The sequence below is a fragment of the Labilithrix luteola genome (assembly GCF_001263205.1).
In the GTDB taxonomy this organism is placed as follows: domain Bacteria; phylum Myxococcota_A; class Polyangia; order Polyangiales; family Polyangiaceae; genus Labilithrix; species Labilithrix luteola.
This window is the reverse complement of record NZ_CP012333.1, coordinates 9,785,442-9,802,630: the sequence shown is the minus strand read 5'-3', so window position 1 is coordinate 9,802,630 and position 17,189 is coordinate 9,785,442. Positions and strand designations below refer to the sequence as shown.

Sequence of the window (17,189 nt, the reverse complement as noted above, 5' to 3'; positions counted from 1 at the left end):
AGAGCTACGGTGCTCGGCGTGGATCGAGGGAGATGGATTCCTCGATGCCGATCGCCTCCAGGAACGGGCGGTCGTGGCTCGCGACGACGAGGCCGCCCGGCCAATCGCGGAGGGCGTGGGTGAGAGCGCGCTGGGCGAGGAGATCGACGCCGTTCGTCGGTTCGTCGAGGACGATGAGCTCCACTGTGGGCGCTCGCCGAAGGAGGCCGATGAGTGCTGCCCGCGTGCGCTCGCCGGCGCTCAGCGAGCGTAGCGGTCGCTCGGCGAGAGCTAGCGGGAACTTGTGCGCGACGAGCAGGCTCGCAACGTCGTCTCGGCTGCCCGCGTGACGCTCGAGGTAGCCGGCGAGCGATTCCTCGAGCATCCAATCCGAGGCGCCTTGGGCGATGGATCCGATCTTCGAGAGCTGGCGACGAGCCATGCCCGACGACGGCGCGCGGCGTCCGAGTATGATCTCGAGCAACGTCGTCTTGCCCGAGCCGTTCGGGCCGACGATCGCCAGGCGTTCGCGGCTCAAACGAAGCGAGAGCGGACCGAAGAGCGGCCGGTCGCCGACGCGTACCGAGACCTCTTCGAGGTTCAGGACCTCGCTCGGATCGGACGGCAGCATCGGAATCGGCAACGCGAGCGCTAGGTCGACCCCCAGCGCGCGTCGTGCAGATTTCGTCCATCGCCGAACGGCCTCGAGCCTGGCTTCGCGGAGCTGCGCGAGGCGAGCATGGGCGACCTGCGCCTGACCGCGTTTGGCGTTCACGCGTATCGTCGGCGTGCACCGATCGAGCTCACGGCAACGCCCCGCGCGCTTCCTTCGGTCCCTCCGTCGCGCAACCTGGAGCGTATGGGCTTCGCGTCCGGCAAGCCGCCGGAGACTCTGGGCGTACCGTCGCTCGGCATCGAGGTGATCGCGTTCGAGGTTGGCATCGAGCTCGCCGAGGCTGCCCGCGAAATACCGGCAGCCCGATTCGCTTGCCACGAAGAAGTGTTCGAAGTCCTCGAGGAGCCGGCGGTCGTGCGTGGCGACGACAACGCAGCCGGTCCACCGTCGGAGCGCCTCACGCAGCCAACCGACGCCCTCGTCGTCGAGATCGTCGGTCGGCTCGTCGAGGAGCAAGACCTTCGCACCCGAGGAGAGCGCCGCGGCCAGCGCGCGCCTTCGGCGCTCACCGTGGCTGCCAATGGGCATTCCGGAGGCGGGAAGGATTTGCGGAACGAAGTGCATACCGCCGCGCGCATGCACGCGTCCTCGATGAAGATCCACCGTGCCGGCGAGAACGTGGAGCAACGTCGACTTGCCAACGCCGTTGCGTCCGACGAGCGCCACGCGTTCCCGCGATAGGCTCAGATTCAGCGCGTCGAAGAGTGGACGGCCGCTGGGGGCGAGGATCGTGGCATTCGAGACTTGGAGTAACGTGGCAGTCATTGGACCTCCTCGAGGAGGCGACGAACGCGGGAAATCTCCGCGATCGGGCCTTGGATCGTCATGGTCATTCCGTCATCGACCGGCTCGGTCCGAACGACGCGGCAGCGGCCGTACGCGAGGGCGATGACTTCGCTCGCGCCATAAGGCACGAAGGTCGTCAGCTCCTCTTCGTCATGGCTTCGTACGACGTGGAGAAGAGCTTCTTGCAGCTCGGTCACGGCGTTCGGATCGGTGGTGCTGATCAGTGCGTGAGGATGGCCGTCGCTCCAGCGTTCGAGCACCTCTTCGTCGGGCACGAACGGGAGACGGTCACGCTTGTTGAAGACGTAGAAGCGCGGAATGTCCGCCGCGCCCATGCGTTCGAGGATCTCCAGCGTGGTCTTCAGCTGGAGCTGGCGTTCGTAATCGGAGGTGTCGACCACGATCACCAGCAGCGACGCCTCCACGACTTCGGCGAGCGTCGATTCGAAGCTCGCAAGCAGCCGTTCGGGCAGTCTCCGGATGAAGCCGACCGTGTCGCAGATCAGGACGTCGCCGCCGTGCCGCGTGAGACAGCGCGACGTGGTGTCGAGCGTCTCGAATGGCATGTCGCGTGCCGAGAGACCCGCGTTCGTGAGCGCGTTCATGAGCGACGTCTTGCCGGCGTTCGTGTAGCCCACGAGCACGATGCGATGACAGTCGGTGCGCTGCAGGCGCTGCGTTCGGGCTGTGACCGTGAGCTTTCGTAGCGCCTTTTGGAGCTCTTCGAGCCGCCGATCGAGCTTTCGGGCCATGAGCTCCGAGGCCGTTTCACCGGGGCCACGCGCATTCTTCGTGGCGCCGGTCTGCTGGTCCATGTCGAGGCCCACGCCACGGATGCGAGGGCGCAGATACTGAAGCTGCGCGAGCTCGACTTGGAGCTTGGCCCTGCGCGTTCTCGCGTGGCGCAAGAACACGTTGAGGATGATCGCCTCGCGGTCGCAGATTGGAATCCCCGCGACGTCTTCGAGGTTGCGCGTCTGCGATGGCGAGAGCTCGGCATCGAGAACGAGCATCGTCGCGCCCGCCGCCCGCGCCCGGGCAGCGACCTCTTCGGCCGTTCCCTTCCCCAGCAGTGTTCGCGGATTCGGTTCGGAGAGGTGCAGGACTTCCTGGCCGACGACGTGTCCACCCTGACTCTCGACGAGCGACACGATCTCGTCCATCTGCGCAGCGCGTATCCGCGGATCGCGCGCCTCGCCGACCGACACCACGTAGCTCGCGCTCTCGAACGCGCGACCGGCCGACTCGTTCGACCGCTTTGCGTCCCAGTGTTCCACCAGCGTTTCGAGCTGGCCGTCGTCCGCGAGAGGAACTTCGATGTGTTCTGAAATGGCTTTTGAAGTGAACTTCGGCATTTGCCCATCCGTTCTCGATGAAATCGATTGAATTCGATGTTTTGCGAGGTCACGGCGCAGGCGCACGTCCGCCTGGTTCCCACGCGGGGAACGCGGGAACGACGGCGCACACCGCGCGCGGCGCGAGCGCCCGCAAGACGAATCGGGAACGAGGACGAGAGATGAGCCGACATTCGAGCGCCGCCGATGGGCGCTCGAGGCGTGAACATTCGACGCTTTCGGCCTATCCTCGCGAACGCAAAGCGCGCGAATTCGGCTCGTGCGATGAACGCCGTCTGCTCGATTCTCGTGTCGAAACCCGGCCCGGCCCGCGTTGGCCCGTGTTGCATCTCGCGATGCAATTCACGTGGCTCGCCAGGAGCTCTGAACGACCCGGTGACCGAACGGACCCGCGCCGCGCCGAACCTCCCTGAAACAGGGCGTTCCTACGTGCCGGCATCACGCTCGGGCTCGAGCCGTCTTACAGCGGCTTCTTACACGAAGAAGAGCATGAACATGTCAATCACGCGCCCAGCATAGTGACGAGACGTCGAACGTCAAGGCGCAATTTGGTATTTCGCGTGATGCAATGTTCATCACACGCACGTTGCGACAGGCCTCAGCTGCTCGAGCTGAATGCGATCCTACGATTTCGAACTTCGCGAACGCAGAGCGGGCCCAGACGGCTCACTGGCTGCAGCAGCGGAAGCCGAGGTTGCCATAGGCGTCGTCGCGACTGCCTGCGATGTCGTAGTTGCAGCGCAGGGCATTGCCGTTGTCGTTGCCATAGCTGCTCACGTACGAGCCTCCACGGAAGCGGCAGCGATCTTTGCCGTCCACGTACTGGCTGCACGAGTCCTGCCACTCGAAGACGTTGCCGCTCAAATCGAACACGCCTTCGTAGCCGGCGACGGGGGATTGGCAGGTCGTCACGTCACCGCCGGGGCGTGTGTCGCAGGCCGTGCCTGCCTGGCAGCCTGTCTGCGGGTTGTCGTAACCGTTGCAGGCTTTCCCGTCGTACTTGTCGGCGTACGGATACGTGTTTTTGCCGCCGCCGCTACACGCGTTGTACCACTGGTCTTGGTTCGCCTCGTCGAAGCCGTCGAACGGCGCATGACCGCCGCCGGGCTGTCCGCAGAGACGCTTGCCGACCGCCTTGCAATACGCTTCGGCATCGCACGACGTCACGCAGACTTGAGGGTGCTGGTCGCAATTCGATTTGCAGCTTGTCTGTGTCGACATGCAATCGGTGTCGGGCTCGAACCCGACTTGATAGCGGCACCAATGCTCTTGTCCGTCGGTCGACGGCTTCGTCGCGAGCCACGCGGCGTACTGGCAGCGCGAGACCTCGGTCGCGTCGATCCCGTAGCTCGCGCCGCCCGGCGTCTTGATCGACACGCTCTTCGCGACGCAGAACTTGCCGTCGAAGCATGTTTCGAGCGGACCGCAGTGCGAGCAGTCGGTCGTGCAGATCCAGGGGCCCGAAGAGGTGCCTCCGCCCTCGGGGTTGGTCGAGCCGGGATTGTTCGAGCCACCCGACGCGCCGTTGCCGTTCGACGAGGAACCGTCGCCACCGTTCGTGGTTCCGTTACCAGCTCCGTCGCTGTCGCCGGCCCCGTCCGACGAACCACACGCGGGCAGCGACGTGACCAGGGCGGCGGACACGGCGAAGACGAGCACTGCGAGATCGGCGGTCGGTCGGCGCATGCACGATGTCTTACATGATTCGTGCCGCGCGCGCCGAGGCTGGAAATCCCGCTGCAGCACGCGTGATTGTCGTGAAGGACCGGTGGGAGCGAATCGTTCTCACCTGAGAGCGCGCCGTGCTCGGTGCGCGCGCGACCTCGTTAAGGCTTGCCCGTGCGCGAGACCAGCGTGGTGAAGTAGCGACGTCCGATGCCCGAGGCCTCGGCCGCGCGCGTGACGTTGCCGTTGTGGAGCGTCAGGACGCGCTTCACGTACCGATTCTCGAATTCGGCGAGGATCCGATCGCGAGCACGCGGGTAGGGAAGGTCGAGCGCGAGGACCTCCTCCATCGCGTCGCCGTGGCCCGTCGGCGCTGGTTCGGCCTGCACGTTCTGCTCGCCGAGCGCGATGCAGCGCGAGACGGCATTCGCGAGCTCGCGAATGTTGCCATACCAAGGCATTCGTTCGAACCGGCGCAAGAGCTCGTACGGAGGCTCACCGAGGCCGCCGAGACGCTTCCAGAAGTGGCGTGTGAGGTGCGCGATGTCGCCCCGTCGTGCGCGAAGCGGCGGAAGCTCGATGCGGGCGACGGCGAGGCGGAAGAACAGGTCGTCGCGGAAGCGCCCGTCTTGCACCTCGCGATCGAGATCGCGCCGCGTCGCGGCGATGATTCGTGTGTTGACCTTGATCCATTTGTCGCCGCCCACGCGGCGAACCTCCATGCGCTCGACGGCGCGCAGGAGTTTCGGCTGCATGGTGGGGTCGAGATCACCGAGCTCGTCGATGAATAACGTGCCGCCGTCGGCCTGCTCGAAGAGACCCTTGCGCGACGCCATGGCGCCCGTGAATGCGCCGCGCTCGTGACCGAAGAGCTCCGACTCGACGAGCGTGGGAGCGACGGCGGTGCAATCGAAGACCACGAATGGGCCGGCGGCGCGCGGGCTCGCTTCGTGAATGGCCTCGGCGAGCGCCTCCTTGCCGGTGCCGGTTTCGCCCTCGATGACGACCGGAACGTCGGAGGCAGCGAGCGTTTCGAGCAAGGGATAGAGGCGGCGCATCTCGGCGCTCGCCCCGACCACGCGACCGAAGCTCTCCGCGGCCGACAGCGAGACCTCACGCGCCCCTGCCGCGTCGATGCGGAACGTACTCTCGCCCGCGGTCACGATTTCACCGTCGGTGAGGAGCGCATCGAAGACGCGAACGCCGGCGACGAACGTTCCGTTGGTCGAATCGAGGTCGGTGACGCGCAAGCCGCCTTCCGCCAACGCGAAGGCCGCGTGTCGTCGGGAGATGCGCCGGTCGGAGACCTTCAATTCGCACGTGGGACCGTGACCGAGGTACACGCGTGCCGGACTCGAGCCGTCGACGAGGAAGCTCGTGCCGACGTCGGGGCCGGTCACCACCACCACGGAATACGACGAAGTCGTCGTGCGAACCGGCGGCGTGCGTGTGGTGATTCCCGTCGACGTATCGTCTTGCATTCGAGGCATCCGAAGCTTCTTGGGGGCGACTATGGGTGTGAGGCGGTCGAGGCTGTCCGCGTTTCGGCGGGAACCTGGCCGCGCGTGAGGAGCGTCCAGGCCGCAAGTGCGAGCGATACGGCGCCGACACCGAGTCCGATGTCCGCGACGATGTATTGCGTGCGCACCTGGTCGAAGGCACTCGGCGGGCAGGTGCCGTTGGTGCAGAGCGAGTTGCGGTCCGAGAGGCCCTTCAGCCCCATGACCGCGAAGGTGCCGAGGCCCACGACGCCGATGCCGGCAAGGACGTAGGTGATTGGACTCACGGGCGCGCGGACTTCTTCCTTGCGGGACGGGCTCGGCTCTGCCGGTGCAGGCTGGACCTTGGCCCAGTCCTCGCCGGCCTTCGCCGGTAGCCGGATCACGATCGAACGAGCCTTTTCTCCCTCGCGGACGACCACCTGCTCGGTCACTGCCGTCGCGCCGTCGCGCTCGACCTTCACGGAGTGCATGCCCGGATCGAGCGGAATGGCGCGCCCGCCGAGCGCGTCTGGCATGGGCTGAGCGTCGATGGTGACGCGCGCGTCGGTGACGTCGCGATCACGTGCGTCATGCAGAGCAATCACGACGGTGGGCTGCGCGGCGTCGGCTTCCGTCAGCCACTGCGCGCAGTCTCGACGGACCACCCGCGGGCATTCTTCGCTCGCGCACATCACGAGGGAGGCATGCGCCTCGAGCAACTTGCGAGCCTTGAGGAGACGCTGCGCGACGACGGCGGAGTCGAGGCATTCCTCGCGCGTGTGCGCGGCCGAAGCCGAGGCAGGGACGCCGAGCACGGCCAGCGACGAGAAGGCGAGAAGGAGAGCGGCGCGCTTCATTCGAGGGAACACTGGGGCTTGTAGTGACGCACGCCCTGGGCATCGACCGTGTAGGGCGGGTCGCACTGGGATGCGGGCTTGGAAGCAGGCGCGCGCTTGGCGCGTGTGGCGCTCGGCATGCGCGCAGATGCCACCGAGCTCGCGGTGATGGGGGACGAGGCGGGCGCGCTGGAGGTAAGCGTGGTCGTGGTCGCCGCGGCTTGCTCGTGCGCGCTGGGCGAAGGCGTGGGCGAAGGCGAGGCGGACATCGGGACTGAGCTGACGGGGGCTTGCTCCACGGGCGCCTTGGCCACCGGGGCGGGACGCGGGACGAACAGCGCTGCCGAGATCGCCCCTGCGCAGATCCCCACGCCGAGCAGGGCCCCACCGAGCCAAGGACGCCGGCGTGGTGTTGGCCGCACTTCGCTCACCGCGGGCGTCACCGATGCCGCCGGCGACGCGGGCTCGGTCGATGGACCGTGCTTGCTCGTCGGACGGATCTCGCCGGCAAGCGAGCACGCCTCGATTCTCCGAACGGCCTCCGCGCGCTCCTGGAGCTCGCCCCCGCAGGTCATTTCGACCCACTCGCCGATCTCGGCGGCCGTCGCGAGGGGCACGCATCGTTCGATGGCGAGGGCCATCTGTCGTGCTGTATCGAAGCGCTTGGCCGGATCACGCGAGAGTGCCTTGAGGACCACTTCTTCGAGCTCCGTTGGGATCGACGACACGACGGAGCTCGGCGGCGGAATCACCCCGCTGACCATACGCATCAGGGTGACCGCTTCGGTGTCGCCTCCGAAGAGTTGATCGCCGGTCAATGCCTCCCAGAGCACCACGCCTGCCGAGTAGATGTCGGCGCGGCGGTCGACCTTCTCGCCCTCGAATTGCTCGATGGGCATGTAGGCGATCTTGCCCTTCACCTTCCCGTCGCGCGTGGTTTGCACTCTGTCTCTGGCCTTGGCCACGCCGAAGTCGAGCACGCGCGCGATGCCGTCGCTTCCCACGAGGATGTTGTGAGGGGAGACGTCGCGATGGACGAGATCGAGCGATTCGCCCGTTTCGTTCTTCACCTCGTGGGCCGCGTGGAGGCCGTGGAGGACGGCACATAGGACGGCCGCGGTGATCCGCAGGGGAATGCGGTCTTCGTCGCGACGCATCGCCTGCATGAGCCGCGCGAGTGACTCGCCGTGGACGTACTCCATGACGATGAAGAGCTCACCGTCGAGCTGCTCCACGTCGAGCGTCTGCACCACATTGGGGTGACGAATGCGCCCCACGAGGCGGGCCTCGTCGAGGAGCATCGCGGCGAAGTTGGGATCCTGCGCGAGGTGGGGATGCAGTCGCTTGATGGCGACCGTGCGCGAAAAGCCTCCGACGCCGAGCAGTCGTCCGAAGTACACCGTCGCCATGCCGCCCGAGGCGATCCGATCGAAGATCGCGTAGCGGCCGAGGCGCTCGAGCGTCTGCGGTGCCGACTGCATCGGATTCGAGTCTACCAAGGTCGGTCCTCTCGAGTCAGGGCGGGGAGACCTCGAAGAAGACGTCGTCGAAGCGGGCTTGCAGGGGGGTTGCTTGAGGGCCGAAGCAGTTCGGTCCGAGGCGCAGCTCGGCGGTGCCAGGCCCTTGGCAGGCGGCCATCAGCGGCTCGTTCGTCAGTTTGGGCTCGCCGTCGATGGAGACGGATAGCGTGGTGGGCGTCACCGTTCGGTCGACGTCGTACACCACACGGTACCACCTGGAACGGACCATTCCGCGGTCGAAGTCGCGTTCGTCGTAGGGGTGTGAGCCGTCAGGGAGGTAGCCCTGGGTCCCGATGCCGGATCTCCCACCCATGAGGAAGCCGAGCACGCATCCGGCGCCGCTGGTGGCGTTTCCGAGCGCGATGGAGAGGGTGCTGCCGATGCTGGGATCGGTCGCGCCCGCCTGGTCGACGCGCATGGCCGCCTCCAGGTGCACTTTGCCTGCATTGTCGAACGAGGCTCGCAGTTGCGCGCCGCCGCAGTTGGTCTTGGACCCGGGCAGGAGTTCGAGCAGGCCGGATCGCTGGGGGGACGTGAAGTAGGTCGTGTCGAAAGCGACGGCACCGGCGTCGCCGACCTCGTCGTAGAACAAGTCGAAGTAGTCCGTGACGAACTGCGAGTCGCTCGCGTCGCCCGTGTCGTCGAAGTCGACGCAGATCGAGGTCGCTGTCTTCCCCGGCTTGCACCGACGAGCGGCGTCGACACCGGAATCGACCGCCTCGCCGTCCTGATCGGTGGGGCCGACAGAGCCCTCGGGGGCGATGGCGCCGTCCGCCCCCAAGACCTCGGCGCTCAGATCCCCTTCGCGAATTGGGTAGGCCAGCCCACACGCCGCGAGTTGCAGCATGGCCAAGACTGTGCCCGCGCAAACGTGCGTGAAGCCTCGCGACGTCACTGGGTAGGAGAATAGCGCGCGCCGGACGTTCGCGAGAAGCAACGGTACGGATACAAACACGAAGGACCGCCGCTCGACGGGAAATCCGCTGCGGCGCCTCTCGAGTGAGAGCGGTCCGATCTCACCTCGTTGGATCCCGGTCGGTGATGCCAGCAACCCGAACGGTTCGTTGGACGCTGTACGTGGCGGCCCTTCGCTCGGCCTCCTGAGGCCGTGAACTTCGCGTCACCCGATGGCCAAACCGCTAGGTTGGTGAGCCTCGCCATGCCGTCGTACAGCCGTACCCATTCCCGCGGCGCCCGCGCCGTCGTTGAAACCTCCAAGCAAGTGTTGACCGCGGAGATCGACGAGCGCGCCGGATTCGACGAATTTCCGGCGACTCCGAAAGAGGAGCTGGCCCACGACTCCGGGGACGAGATCCAGAGCTCGAACGCATCTTTCGCCACGATCGATTGCTGCAAGAAAACCTCGACGCAGAGGACGCGGCGCCGATTCGCAATGTGCTCGAACGAAATCCGAAGTTGCACGCGGACTATCGGCGCTATCTCGCATTGGTCGCGAAGGCGACCGGCAGCTTCGCGGTGGACCCCGTGGACGTTCTCGACGCCTTCAAGTCGGCTGTTCTTCCTGCTTCGGATTCCCACGAAGGGCGGCTCGTCAAAGCACTGTTTGGCAGCGCGCCGGTTCCCGCGGGCTTCGAGCTCGGCGCGGAGCTCGTGCAGCGCATTCGCGATGGTCGACTCCTGACGACGCCCGGCGCGCGCGCGATTCGCCAGCTGGCAGCGGCAGAGCGGGACGGATCCGGATCTGCACGAGGACCTGCGGGTCGCCGTCCCGGTGTGGTTCGACCAGCAGCGGAAGACCACGCACGTCTGCGTGACCCTCGGTGTCACGACGAAGACGCTCCGGCTCGCGTTCGCCGAGCGGCCCGACGTGCGCGTCTTCGAATCGGAGGAGGGCGCGGCGCACGTCCTGTATTCGGATACGACCCAACGAATTCTGTCCCTGCTCACCATCGAGTGCAACGTGCGGCATATTCCGACGCGCGAGCAGCTCAGGAAGATCTGCGACGCGCATCGGGAACCCGAGGCGATCAAACGCGCACTCGAAGCGCAGTGACGAACCGGAGGATCAGCGCGCGCTGGACGACGACATCACCAGGCGACTCGTCGATGCGCTCGCGCACACGGGCGCGTCCGTGTCCTGGCAGATGCGGTTTCGGTCTTCGTCTCGCGCGCGCGAAAAATATTGGCTCGACGGGGTGGAGCACAGCGGCCCTTCGACGTCGGGGGAAGGCAGTTCGCACGCGGAGGCTAGCTTGGCCGTCGACATGAGGCCGAAGGAAGCGTCGCTCGAAGCCAACGCGCCGTCGTCGGCAGTCTCGATGGCCGCGTCGGTTGCGCCTTGCGGTGCGTGCGGCGAGGCGTGAACGAGCGCGGCGACGCCGGCCGCGATGGCGACCATCGCCTGAGCGGTACGAAGAAACGAATGCGGCTGCGGCTCGACGTCTTTGGCGAGGGCCGCCGTGTCGAGGAACGGCGGGACGTCGTGCGTGTTCTCGCGCCCCACGAAGAGCGCTCGCTCGGCGACGAACTGCGCGTGGGCCTCTTCGCACTCCGCGCACCCGAGGAGGTGGATGCGCGCGGCGGCGGCTTCGTCTCTACGGAGGTTGCCCAGTGCAAGCTCTTCGACTTGCTCGAGCTGCGAGCACGTCATCGTCGCGTCCTTTCCTTGGTGTTCGGAGTCCTTTCGTAGGCGGCCATCGCTTCGCGCAGCGTCTCTCGTGCGCGGAAAATTTCGACCTTCACCTTGGCGAGCGAGCAGCCCATGGTTTCGGCGATGTCCTCGTACGGCAAGCCGTGATCGAGGCGTAGGAGAAGCATGGCGCGACGCTCCTCCGTGAGTTTGGCGAGCGCGAGTCGAACGATGTGGAGTGCCTCTTGGCCGAGATAGTCGGTCTCCGGGGATCCAGGCCCTGCGACCTGGAGCTCTTGTCCGGCGCCGTCGACGACGAGTCGCCTTGCACGAAAGCGGCTTCGTCGGGTTTCGAGGGCAACGTTGCGCGCGATGCCGAAGAGCCACGGGGCCACGCGAAGGGCGGGATCGAGATCGGAGAGTCGCTTGTAGGCGCGGACGAACGTCTCTTGTGTCGCGTCGGCGGCGAGCGCCGTGTCGTCGAGGAGATCACGGAGGAAGCGGTGGATGCGCGCTCCGTGCTCCGCGTAGAGCGCTTCGATTCGGGCGCTGTCGCGGGCGCTGGCAGCGTCCTCCGACACGAAGCGATTTCCGAGCGCAACGATGGCCACGTGGTTCCTTGGCCGGGTTCCCGCGAAAGTTACGAAAAATCGGCGGCCACCCAAGATTCCCATGCGAGGGCCTCTCGGGCGAGCCGCCGATAGCGGCTTTTGGCGGGTATTTGTGCTTTCGGTCACGGCTGGGCTCCGCGACCAGAAGATTCCGCGCACCGCGCAGCATGCGAGGAATGTCCGAGCTCTCAGAGCCGTTTGGCCTTGGCCTGGCTCTCCTTCGCCGTCTTCATGACGCTGTCGTAGTAGTCCTTGGCCGCGACGCGTCCCTTGGCGTCGTCGTACTTCTTCAGCTCCTCGTCGATGATGGCTTTGAACTTGTCGAAGGGTTGAGCTCCGACGATGCGGCGGCCGTTGACGAAGAAGTGCGGCGTGCCGTTCGCCTGCACGCTCTGACCGAGCGCGTTGTCGGCGTCGATGAGGGCTTTGTGCTTCTTGTCGGCGATGGCCGTCTTGACCTTGGCGACGTCGAGGCCCATGTCGGCGGCGATCTTCTCGAGATCGGCGTCTTCGAGCTTCGGTTGGGATTCGAAGAGGCGCTTGTGAGCCTCCCAGAAGCCCTTGTCGCCTTTCTGGATGCGCGCCTCGACGGCGAGCTCGGCGGCGGGCTCGGCGCGCGGATGGAAGGGCAGGGGTTCGTGCTTCCACACGATGCGAACCTTGTCGCCGTACGTCTCGCGGATCTTCTCCAGCGAGGGCTCGACGCGCTTGCAGAACGGGCACTGGAAGTCCGAAAACTCGACGATGGTGATGGGCGCGTCGGCCTTGCCCTGGAAGGGCGCGTTTCCGACGGGGACCTTCCAGACCGTGGTGGTGTCTTCCTTCTCCTCGGGCTCGGCGGCCGCTGGCTTGGGCGCCGGTGCCTTGAAGTTTTCCTTCGACATGGCCACGTAGACCTGGTCTTTCGGCGTGCCCGCGGCGATCTTCGCTTGGGCTTTGCCGAGCTCCTTGTCGATGGCCTCTTTGAATTTGTCGAACGGCTGTGCTCCGACGAGCTCGACGCCGTTGATGCGGAACGAAGGCGTGCCGTTCGCGCCGACCTTCGTCGCGAGCTGCTGATCTTCGTCGATCTTCGAGCTGCCCTTCTTCGACGCGAGGGCGGACTTGAACTGGTTCGCATCCACGCCGGCATCGACAGCCCACTTCTCGTAAGCCTCGGGCGCGAGGTCTTTCTGGTTCTGGAACGCCGTGTCGTGGAACTTCCAGAACGCGTCGGAGCCTTTGAGCGCGAAGACCGCCTGCGCCGCCTCGGCCGCCGGCTTGGCCTTCTCGTGGAACGGTAGCGGCTGGTTCTTCCAGACGAGGCGTACCTTGCCCGGCCCGTAGGTCTTCTTGACTTGCTCGAGCGTCGGTTCGACCCGCGAGCAGAAGGGGCACTGGAAATCCGAGAAGACGACGACGGTGACCGGCGCATCACGATTGCCCCAAACGGGATCCTTACTTGTGACGGGAATCGGCGAATCCGAGTCGGCCCATGTACCCGCGGCGCCGCCCGAGACGCTCCGCCACATGGCGTCCAGCGAGATGCCGGCGGTCTTCATCCGATGCGTGTCGTAGCCCCAGACGAGCGCGGCACCGGCGAAGAAGCACAGAATGAATCCGATGATGGCAATGCCGTGGCTGATGCCGCTGCCGCTCTCGGACGGCGGATGCACCTCGACGTCACGGGCCTCGTGGTCCGTCTCGTTCGACATGGAAGTCCTCTCTTGGCAGAAACAGCCCGATCGGGGACTTCCGATCGAGCTCGCCTCACCCCCAATTGGCCGCCCGGCGCGAGAGGTTACGGAAAAAGACGTTCGAGGGGGCTTCCTCTGCGACGAGCTATGGCAGGAGCACGATCTTGCCGTGCGTGTGGCGCTTTTCGAGCTTGGTATAAGCGTCGCGGACGCGGTCGAGCGGATAGCGTGCGGCGATGGGAATCTCGACGGTTCCGTTCGCGACGAGCTCTGCCACGTCGGCAAGGATCTCCGGCGTACTCGCCACCGAGCTGCCGTCGGTCTTGACGCCGGTCTTCTCGGCCGCCTCGAACGCGATGATGGTGTCGATCCGCGCCTTGGGAACGCCGAGGTCGAGCGCGAGCTTCACGTACTCCGCGCCGAACGTGTCGATGAAGGCATCGACGCCCTGGGGCGCGACCTGGCGAATGCGCGCTTCGAGTCCTTTGCCGTAGCTCACCGGGATGACGCCGTGCTCGCGTAGCCAGTCGTGGTTCGATTCGGACGCAATACCGATGACGGTGGCGCCCTTTGCCTTGGCCATCTGCACGACCACCGACCCTACGCCGCCCGCGGCGGCCGAGACGACGAGCGTATCTCCGGGCGAGAGCTTCACCGCGCGAACTGCTGCGTACGCGGTGACGCCGACCACGTAGAGGCTGCCCGCGACGTCCCAGCTCAAGGCCTTCGGTTTGGGGATGACTTGGCCCGCGGGCACGCTCACGTATTCGGCCTGACTGTTTCGTCGATTCGACCATCCAAGGACCGCATCGCCCACGCGGAAGCTCGTGACACCGTCGCCGACGGCCACGATCTCGCCGGCGAAGTCGCTTCCTTCCCCGGATGGGAAGGTGGTCGGAAAAATGGCGTCGAGCAAGCCCTTCCGAATGGCGGCCTCGCCGGGATTGGTGCCCGCGGCGAGCACGCGGACGAGCACCTCACCTGCAGGCGGCGCTTCGACGGGCACGTCGACGACGAAGAGCTCGGCGATACCGCCGTAGCGCTCGAAGCGTACGGCTTTTCCAGTCTCGGGAAGCTCGGGCGTGCCCATGGCGACTCTCCTTGGGTTTCGACGCTGCACTCGGCGCTGCCAATCGACCCTCGCGAAAAAGCAGCATTCGTGCCCTGTCACGAGCGCGGCCGAATCGAACGATAGATGGCGCTAGCGCGCGGCGTGCTGGCGTGCGCTGGGCGAGGTTTTCGTGGTGGTCATGGGCGGGCCGAGCGCACCGTCGAAGAGCGCGAAGAGAGCCCGCCAGTGCCGCTCGGCGAGCGGAGCGTCGAACGCGGGATGATCGGGGATCGTCCAGCCGTTCTTCGCGCACGCGTACGTTTCGATCATGTGGTTCACCTCGGCGTGGCGTAGCGCCGTTTCGAGGCGCTGCTTCATGCGGAAGGGGAAGGTGGGATCGTCGATGGCGCCGGCGACGTAGATCTGGGCCTTCATGCGCGGAGCGAGATGATGTGGGCTCTCTGCGTCGTCACTCGCGAGCTCGCCGCCGTGGAAGGAGGCTGCTGCCCCGATGCATTCGGGAAAGGTCCCGGCCGCACGCAAGGCGAGCGTGCCTCCCATGCCGTAGCCGGTGGCTCCGACCCGACAATCGGCGACGTCCGGCTCGGTCTCGAGGAAGTCGAGGACCGCTTCGGCGTCGATCATGAAGTGCTCGACGTCCATCGCCGAATCGTAGAATCGCGTCTCCCACTGCTTGCGGGTGACGGGGTCGAACATGAGGCGCCAGAGCTTGCGAGGCTCGTAGGTGCCTACCCGATAGAAGAGGTCGGGAAGCGCCACCACATAGCCCCTTTGCGCAATGCGCTCGGCCATCTCGAAGAGCGCCTCGCGCGGTCCGACACCATCCATGAAAAAGAGCACGCCAGGCCAAGGTCCGGATCCGCTGTCCGGCCGGAAAAGCGAAGTCTTGCAGATGCCGTCACGCGTGGAGAGATCGATCGTCGTCCTCGCCATTGGCTCCTCCAATCCCCTGTTGCGGCGTCCCTTGGACGGACCGCGATTTCGGGGCCCACGATGGGTGACGCGGAGCCGAGCCCGTCCTCGGCATGCACGTTCGGTCCGTGCAACCGCTGCCGATGGTCCGTGCATGCAGTTCGCCGCGCGCGCGTCGGCGTCGCCGCCCTACGCGTCGAACCAGGCCGCTTGCGGCCCTTCCTTTCGTCACCCAGGGTGTCTAAATAGACACCCGAGGTGTCCAATGTCAATACGCAGCGATCACGACGAGTCGGAACGCCCGCTGCTCACGCTGCTGAGCATCGCCGCACAACGTCAGCGGGAGAGGCTGCTCGTCGCCCTGGAAGCCCGTGGTTTCGAGGGCATCGCGATGCCCGAGGTGCGGCTCGCGAAGGAGCTCGAGCAACGCGGCCCGAGCAGCATCCAGACGCTCGCCGACGCAACGGAGACCACGAAACAGTTCTGCGCGCGCGAGGTGAAGAAGCTCGAGCGCGGCGGTTACGTCGTGAGCAAGGCGAGCCAAGGCGATCGACGCGTCACGCTCGTGGGCCTCGCGCCCAAGGGCCAGCGCTTGCTGGAGGCGGTCCACGACGTGAAGTCCGAGCTCGACGGCGGGATCGCGGAGAAGCTCGGCGGTCCGAATGCCACGCGGCTACGCACGCTCCTCGAGCGACTGGTCGAAAGCTCGGTCAAGGACTGACGGTGATGGACACGGTGGCCGGTGCGGAGGTGCCGCCCGCGTTGGTTGCCGTGTACGTGAAGCTATCGAGTCCCGTGTATCCCGTCGTCGGCGTGTAGGTGATTCCGGTGCCCACGACGTCGACCGTGCCATGTGAGGGACCCGTGAGGACCGACACCGACGTTGGCGGGCCGCCCGTGATGTTCAGGGTGATGGGGGTCTTCGTGCTGTTGCGCGGGATGGTCTCCCCGACCGAGTGGGCGATGGGTGCAGGGGGCAGCGGGTTGACGGTGACGGACACGGTGGCCGGTGCGGAGGTGCCGCCCGCGTTGGTTGCCGTGTATGGGAAGCTGTCGAGGCCGGTGTAGCCCGTCGTCGGCGTGTAGGTGATCGAGGTGCTGCCGACGTTGACCGTGCCGTGGGAGGGGCTGGTCGGGACTGCCACCGAGGTGGGGGCGCCGCCGGTGATGTTCAGCGTGATCGGTGCGTCGATGGTGCCTGCCATGATGCTGGCCGTCACGGGATGGGCGACGGGGGGCGTAACCGGAGCGCAAGCGTTCGCGTCGTCACATGCATCGGGGGTCGCATCCTGCGAGCCAACGTCGGGGGTCGGCGAGGCGTCATCACTGGACGACGGCGCCGCGTCGGGGGCTTCCGCGGCGACCTCGGGGGGCGGTGAAGCTTCTTGGTCGTCGCCGCACGCGGCGATGCCCAACGTCAGCGCGCACGGGAGGAGGAGAGAGAAGAGAGAGGCGAGCCGCCCACGCCGAACCCATGTGCTGTGCATGACGAGGGGAGCGTAACGTCGACGCGATCGTTCGCGTGCCTCCCCATTTGGGGGACTCGCGCGGCAATGTCAGTCGTCTGCTGGCAACGTCGCGAACTTCCAGCAGTTCAGCGGTGCGCGATGGGAGCCTTCTTCGAGCGTCCCCATGCGACGAACGCCGCGAGGCCACCCAAAACGAAGTTGACGGGAACGGCCTTCGCTTCGCCGCGCGAGAGGTGGAAGAGCGAGGCCAGGGCCATGACGAGGACGAGACCGACCGCAGCGAGGGCGGTGAGACGAGGGCGCACCCGCGTGACGCTCGGGAGGATCAATCCGAGCGCGCCGGCGAGCTCGGAGAGACCGATGAACCGAACCAGCGCGGCGGGCGATTCGGCAACCCAAGGGAGGCTCTTCGACAGCTCGCCGATGGGGGTGAAGCTCTTCATCGCTCCCGCCATGCCGAACATCAGAGCGAGGAGAACCTGCGCGACCCAGAGCCCGTAGTGAACGGCTTTGCTCGGCGTCTGCGAGCTCTCGACGGCTTCGACCTTGTTCATGGTGGGA

Annotated in this window: 16 protein-coding genes; 2 read left to right on the top strand and 14 right to left on the bottom strand. The window is 66.3% G+C overall.

The annotated features are described in order from the left end of the window. Positions 1–4: 4 nt before the first annotated feature. From AKJ09_RS42425 to AKJ09_RS42395, 7 genes are all read right to left on the bottom strand, one after another. Entirely contained in the window at positions 5–1,420 is a 1,416-nt protein-coding gene (locus AKJ09_RS42425) for an ATP-binding cassette domain-containing protein (protein ID WP_146653541.1), read from the bottom strand. Further along, entirely contained in the window at positions 1,417–2,796 is a 1,380-nt protein-coding gene (hflX, locus tag AKJ09_RS42420) for a GTPase HflX (protein WP_146653540.1), read from the bottom strand. The genes AKJ09_RS42425 and hflX overlap by 4 nt, the downstream gene beginning before the upstream one ends. A gap of 666 nt (positions 2,797–3,462) precedes the next feature. After that, complete coding sequence (locus tag AKJ09_RS42415; protein ID WP_146653539.1) at positions 3,463–4,482, bottom strand: formylglycine-generating enzyme family protein; 1,020 nt, start codon at positions 4,480–4,482, stop codon at positions 3,463–3,465. 140 nt (positions 4,483–4,622) lie between these two features. Further along, positions 4,623–5,942 carry a sigma 54-interacting transcriptional regulator gene (locus AKJ09_RS42410; RefSeq protein WP_240488810.1) on the bottom strand — a complete coding sequence of 440 codons (1,320 nt, stop codon included), beginning with the start codon at positions 5,940–5,942 and terminating at the stop codon, positions 4,623–4,625. Positions 5,943–5,971: 29 nt separating this feature from the next. Beyond that, positions 5,972–6,799: a hypothetical protein gene (locus AKJ09_RS42405; protein WP_146653537.1), complete on the bottom strand. Its 828-nt coding sequence runs from the start codon at positions 6,797–6,799 to the stop codon at positions 5,972–5,974. Then, positions 6,796–8,259 (bottom strand): serine/threonine-protein kinase, encoded by a 1,464-nt coding sequence (locus AKJ09_RS42400; protein ID WP_146653536.1) that lies wholly within the window; start codon positions 8,257–8,259, stop codon positions 6,796–6,798. The genes AKJ09_RS42405 and AKJ09_RS42400 overlap by 4 nt, the downstream gene beginning before the upstream one ends. A 34-nt stretch (positions 8,260–8,293) precedes the next feature. Beyond that, positions 8,294–9,193 carry a hypothetical protein gene (locus AKJ09_RS42395; protein WP_205633947.1) on the bottom strand — a complete coding sequence of 300 codons (900 nt, stop codon included), beginning with the start codon at positions 9,191–9,193 and terminating at the stop codon, positions 8,294–8,296. An 837-nt stretch (positions 9,194–10,030) separates the two neighbouring features. Here AKJ09_RS42395 and AKJ09_RS42390 point away from each other — a divergent pair. After that, entirely contained in the window at positions 10,031–10,312 is a 282-nt protein-coding gene (locus AKJ09_RS42390; RefSeq protein ID WP_146653534.1) for a hypothetical protein, read from the top strand. Between the two features lie 12 nt (positions 10,313–10,324). On the opposite strand, the gene AKJ09_RS42385 is transcribed toward AKJ09_RS42390, so the two are convergent. From AKJ09_RS42385 to AKJ09_RS42365, 5 genes are all read right to left on the bottom strand, one after another. After that, positions 10,325–10,909 carry a hypothetical protein gene (locus AKJ09_RS42385; RefSeq protein WP_146653533.1) on the bottom strand — a complete coding sequence of 195 codons (585 nt, stop codon included), beginning with the start codon at positions 10,907–10,909 and terminating at the stop codon, positions 10,325–10,327. Next, positions 10,906–11,499 carry an RNA polymerase sigma factor gene (locus AKJ09_RS42380; RefSeq protein ID WP_169928314.1) on the bottom strand — a complete coding sequence of 198 codons (594 nt, stop codon included), beginning with the start codon at positions 11,497–11,499 and terminating at the stop codon, positions 10,906–10,908. Before AKJ09_RS42380 ends, AKJ09_RS42385 begins: the two co-directional genes overlap by 4 nt. A 188-nt stretch (positions 11,500–11,687) precedes the next feature. Further along, positions 11,688–13,193 (bottom strand): DsbA family protein, encoded by a 1,506-nt coding sequence (locus AKJ09_RS42375; protein ID WP_146653531.1) that lies wholly within the window; start codon positions 13,191–13,193, stop codon positions 11,688–11,690. Between the two features lie 127 nt (positions 13,194–13,320). Continuing rightward, the gene (locus tag AKJ09_RS42370; protein ID WP_146653530.1) at positions 13,321–14,265 is read right to left on the bottom strand and encodes an NADP-dependent oxidoreductase; all 945 of its coding nucleotides are present in this window, start codon (positions 14,263–14,265) and stop codon (positions 13,321–13,323) included. 111 nt (positions 14,266–14,376) lie between these two features. Continuing rightward, complete coding sequence (locus AKJ09_RS42365) at positions 14,377–15,180, bottom strand: dienelactone hydrolase family protein (protein ID WP_146653529.1); 804 nt, start codon at positions 15,178–15,180, stop codon at positions 14,377–14,379. Between the two features lie 133 nt (positions 15,181–15,313). Between AKJ09_RS42365 and AKJ09_RS42360 the strand changes: the two genes are divergently transcribed. Beyond that, on the top strand, positions 15,314–15,880 hold the full coding sequence (locus AKJ09_RS42360) for a MarR family winged helix-turn-helix transcriptional regulator (RefSeq protein WP_169928313.1): 567 nt from the start codon (positions 15,314–15,316) through the stop codon (positions 15,878–15,880). On the opposite strand, the gene AKJ09_RS42355 is transcribed toward AKJ09_RS42360, so the two are convergent. Together AKJ09_RS42355 and AKJ09_RS42350 are read right to left on the bottom strand one after the other, a co-directional pair. Continuing rightward, positions 15,870–16,646 carry an Ig-like domain-containing protein gene (locus tag AKJ09_RS42355; protein WP_146653527.1) on the bottom strand — a complete coding sequence of 259 codons (777 nt, stop codon included), beginning with the start codon at positions 16,644–16,646 and terminating at the stop codon, positions 15,870–15,872. The genes AKJ09_RS42360 and AKJ09_RS42355 overlap by 11 nt on opposite strands. Before the next feature lie 107 nt (positions 16,647–16,753). After that, positions 16,754–17,182 carry a DoxX family protein gene (locus tag AKJ09_RS42350; protein ID WP_146653526.1) on the bottom strand — a complete coding sequence of 143 codons (429 nt, stop codon included), beginning with the start codon at positions 17,180–17,182 and terminating at the stop codon, positions 16,754–16,756. Positions 17,183–17,189: the final 7 nt, after the last annotated feature.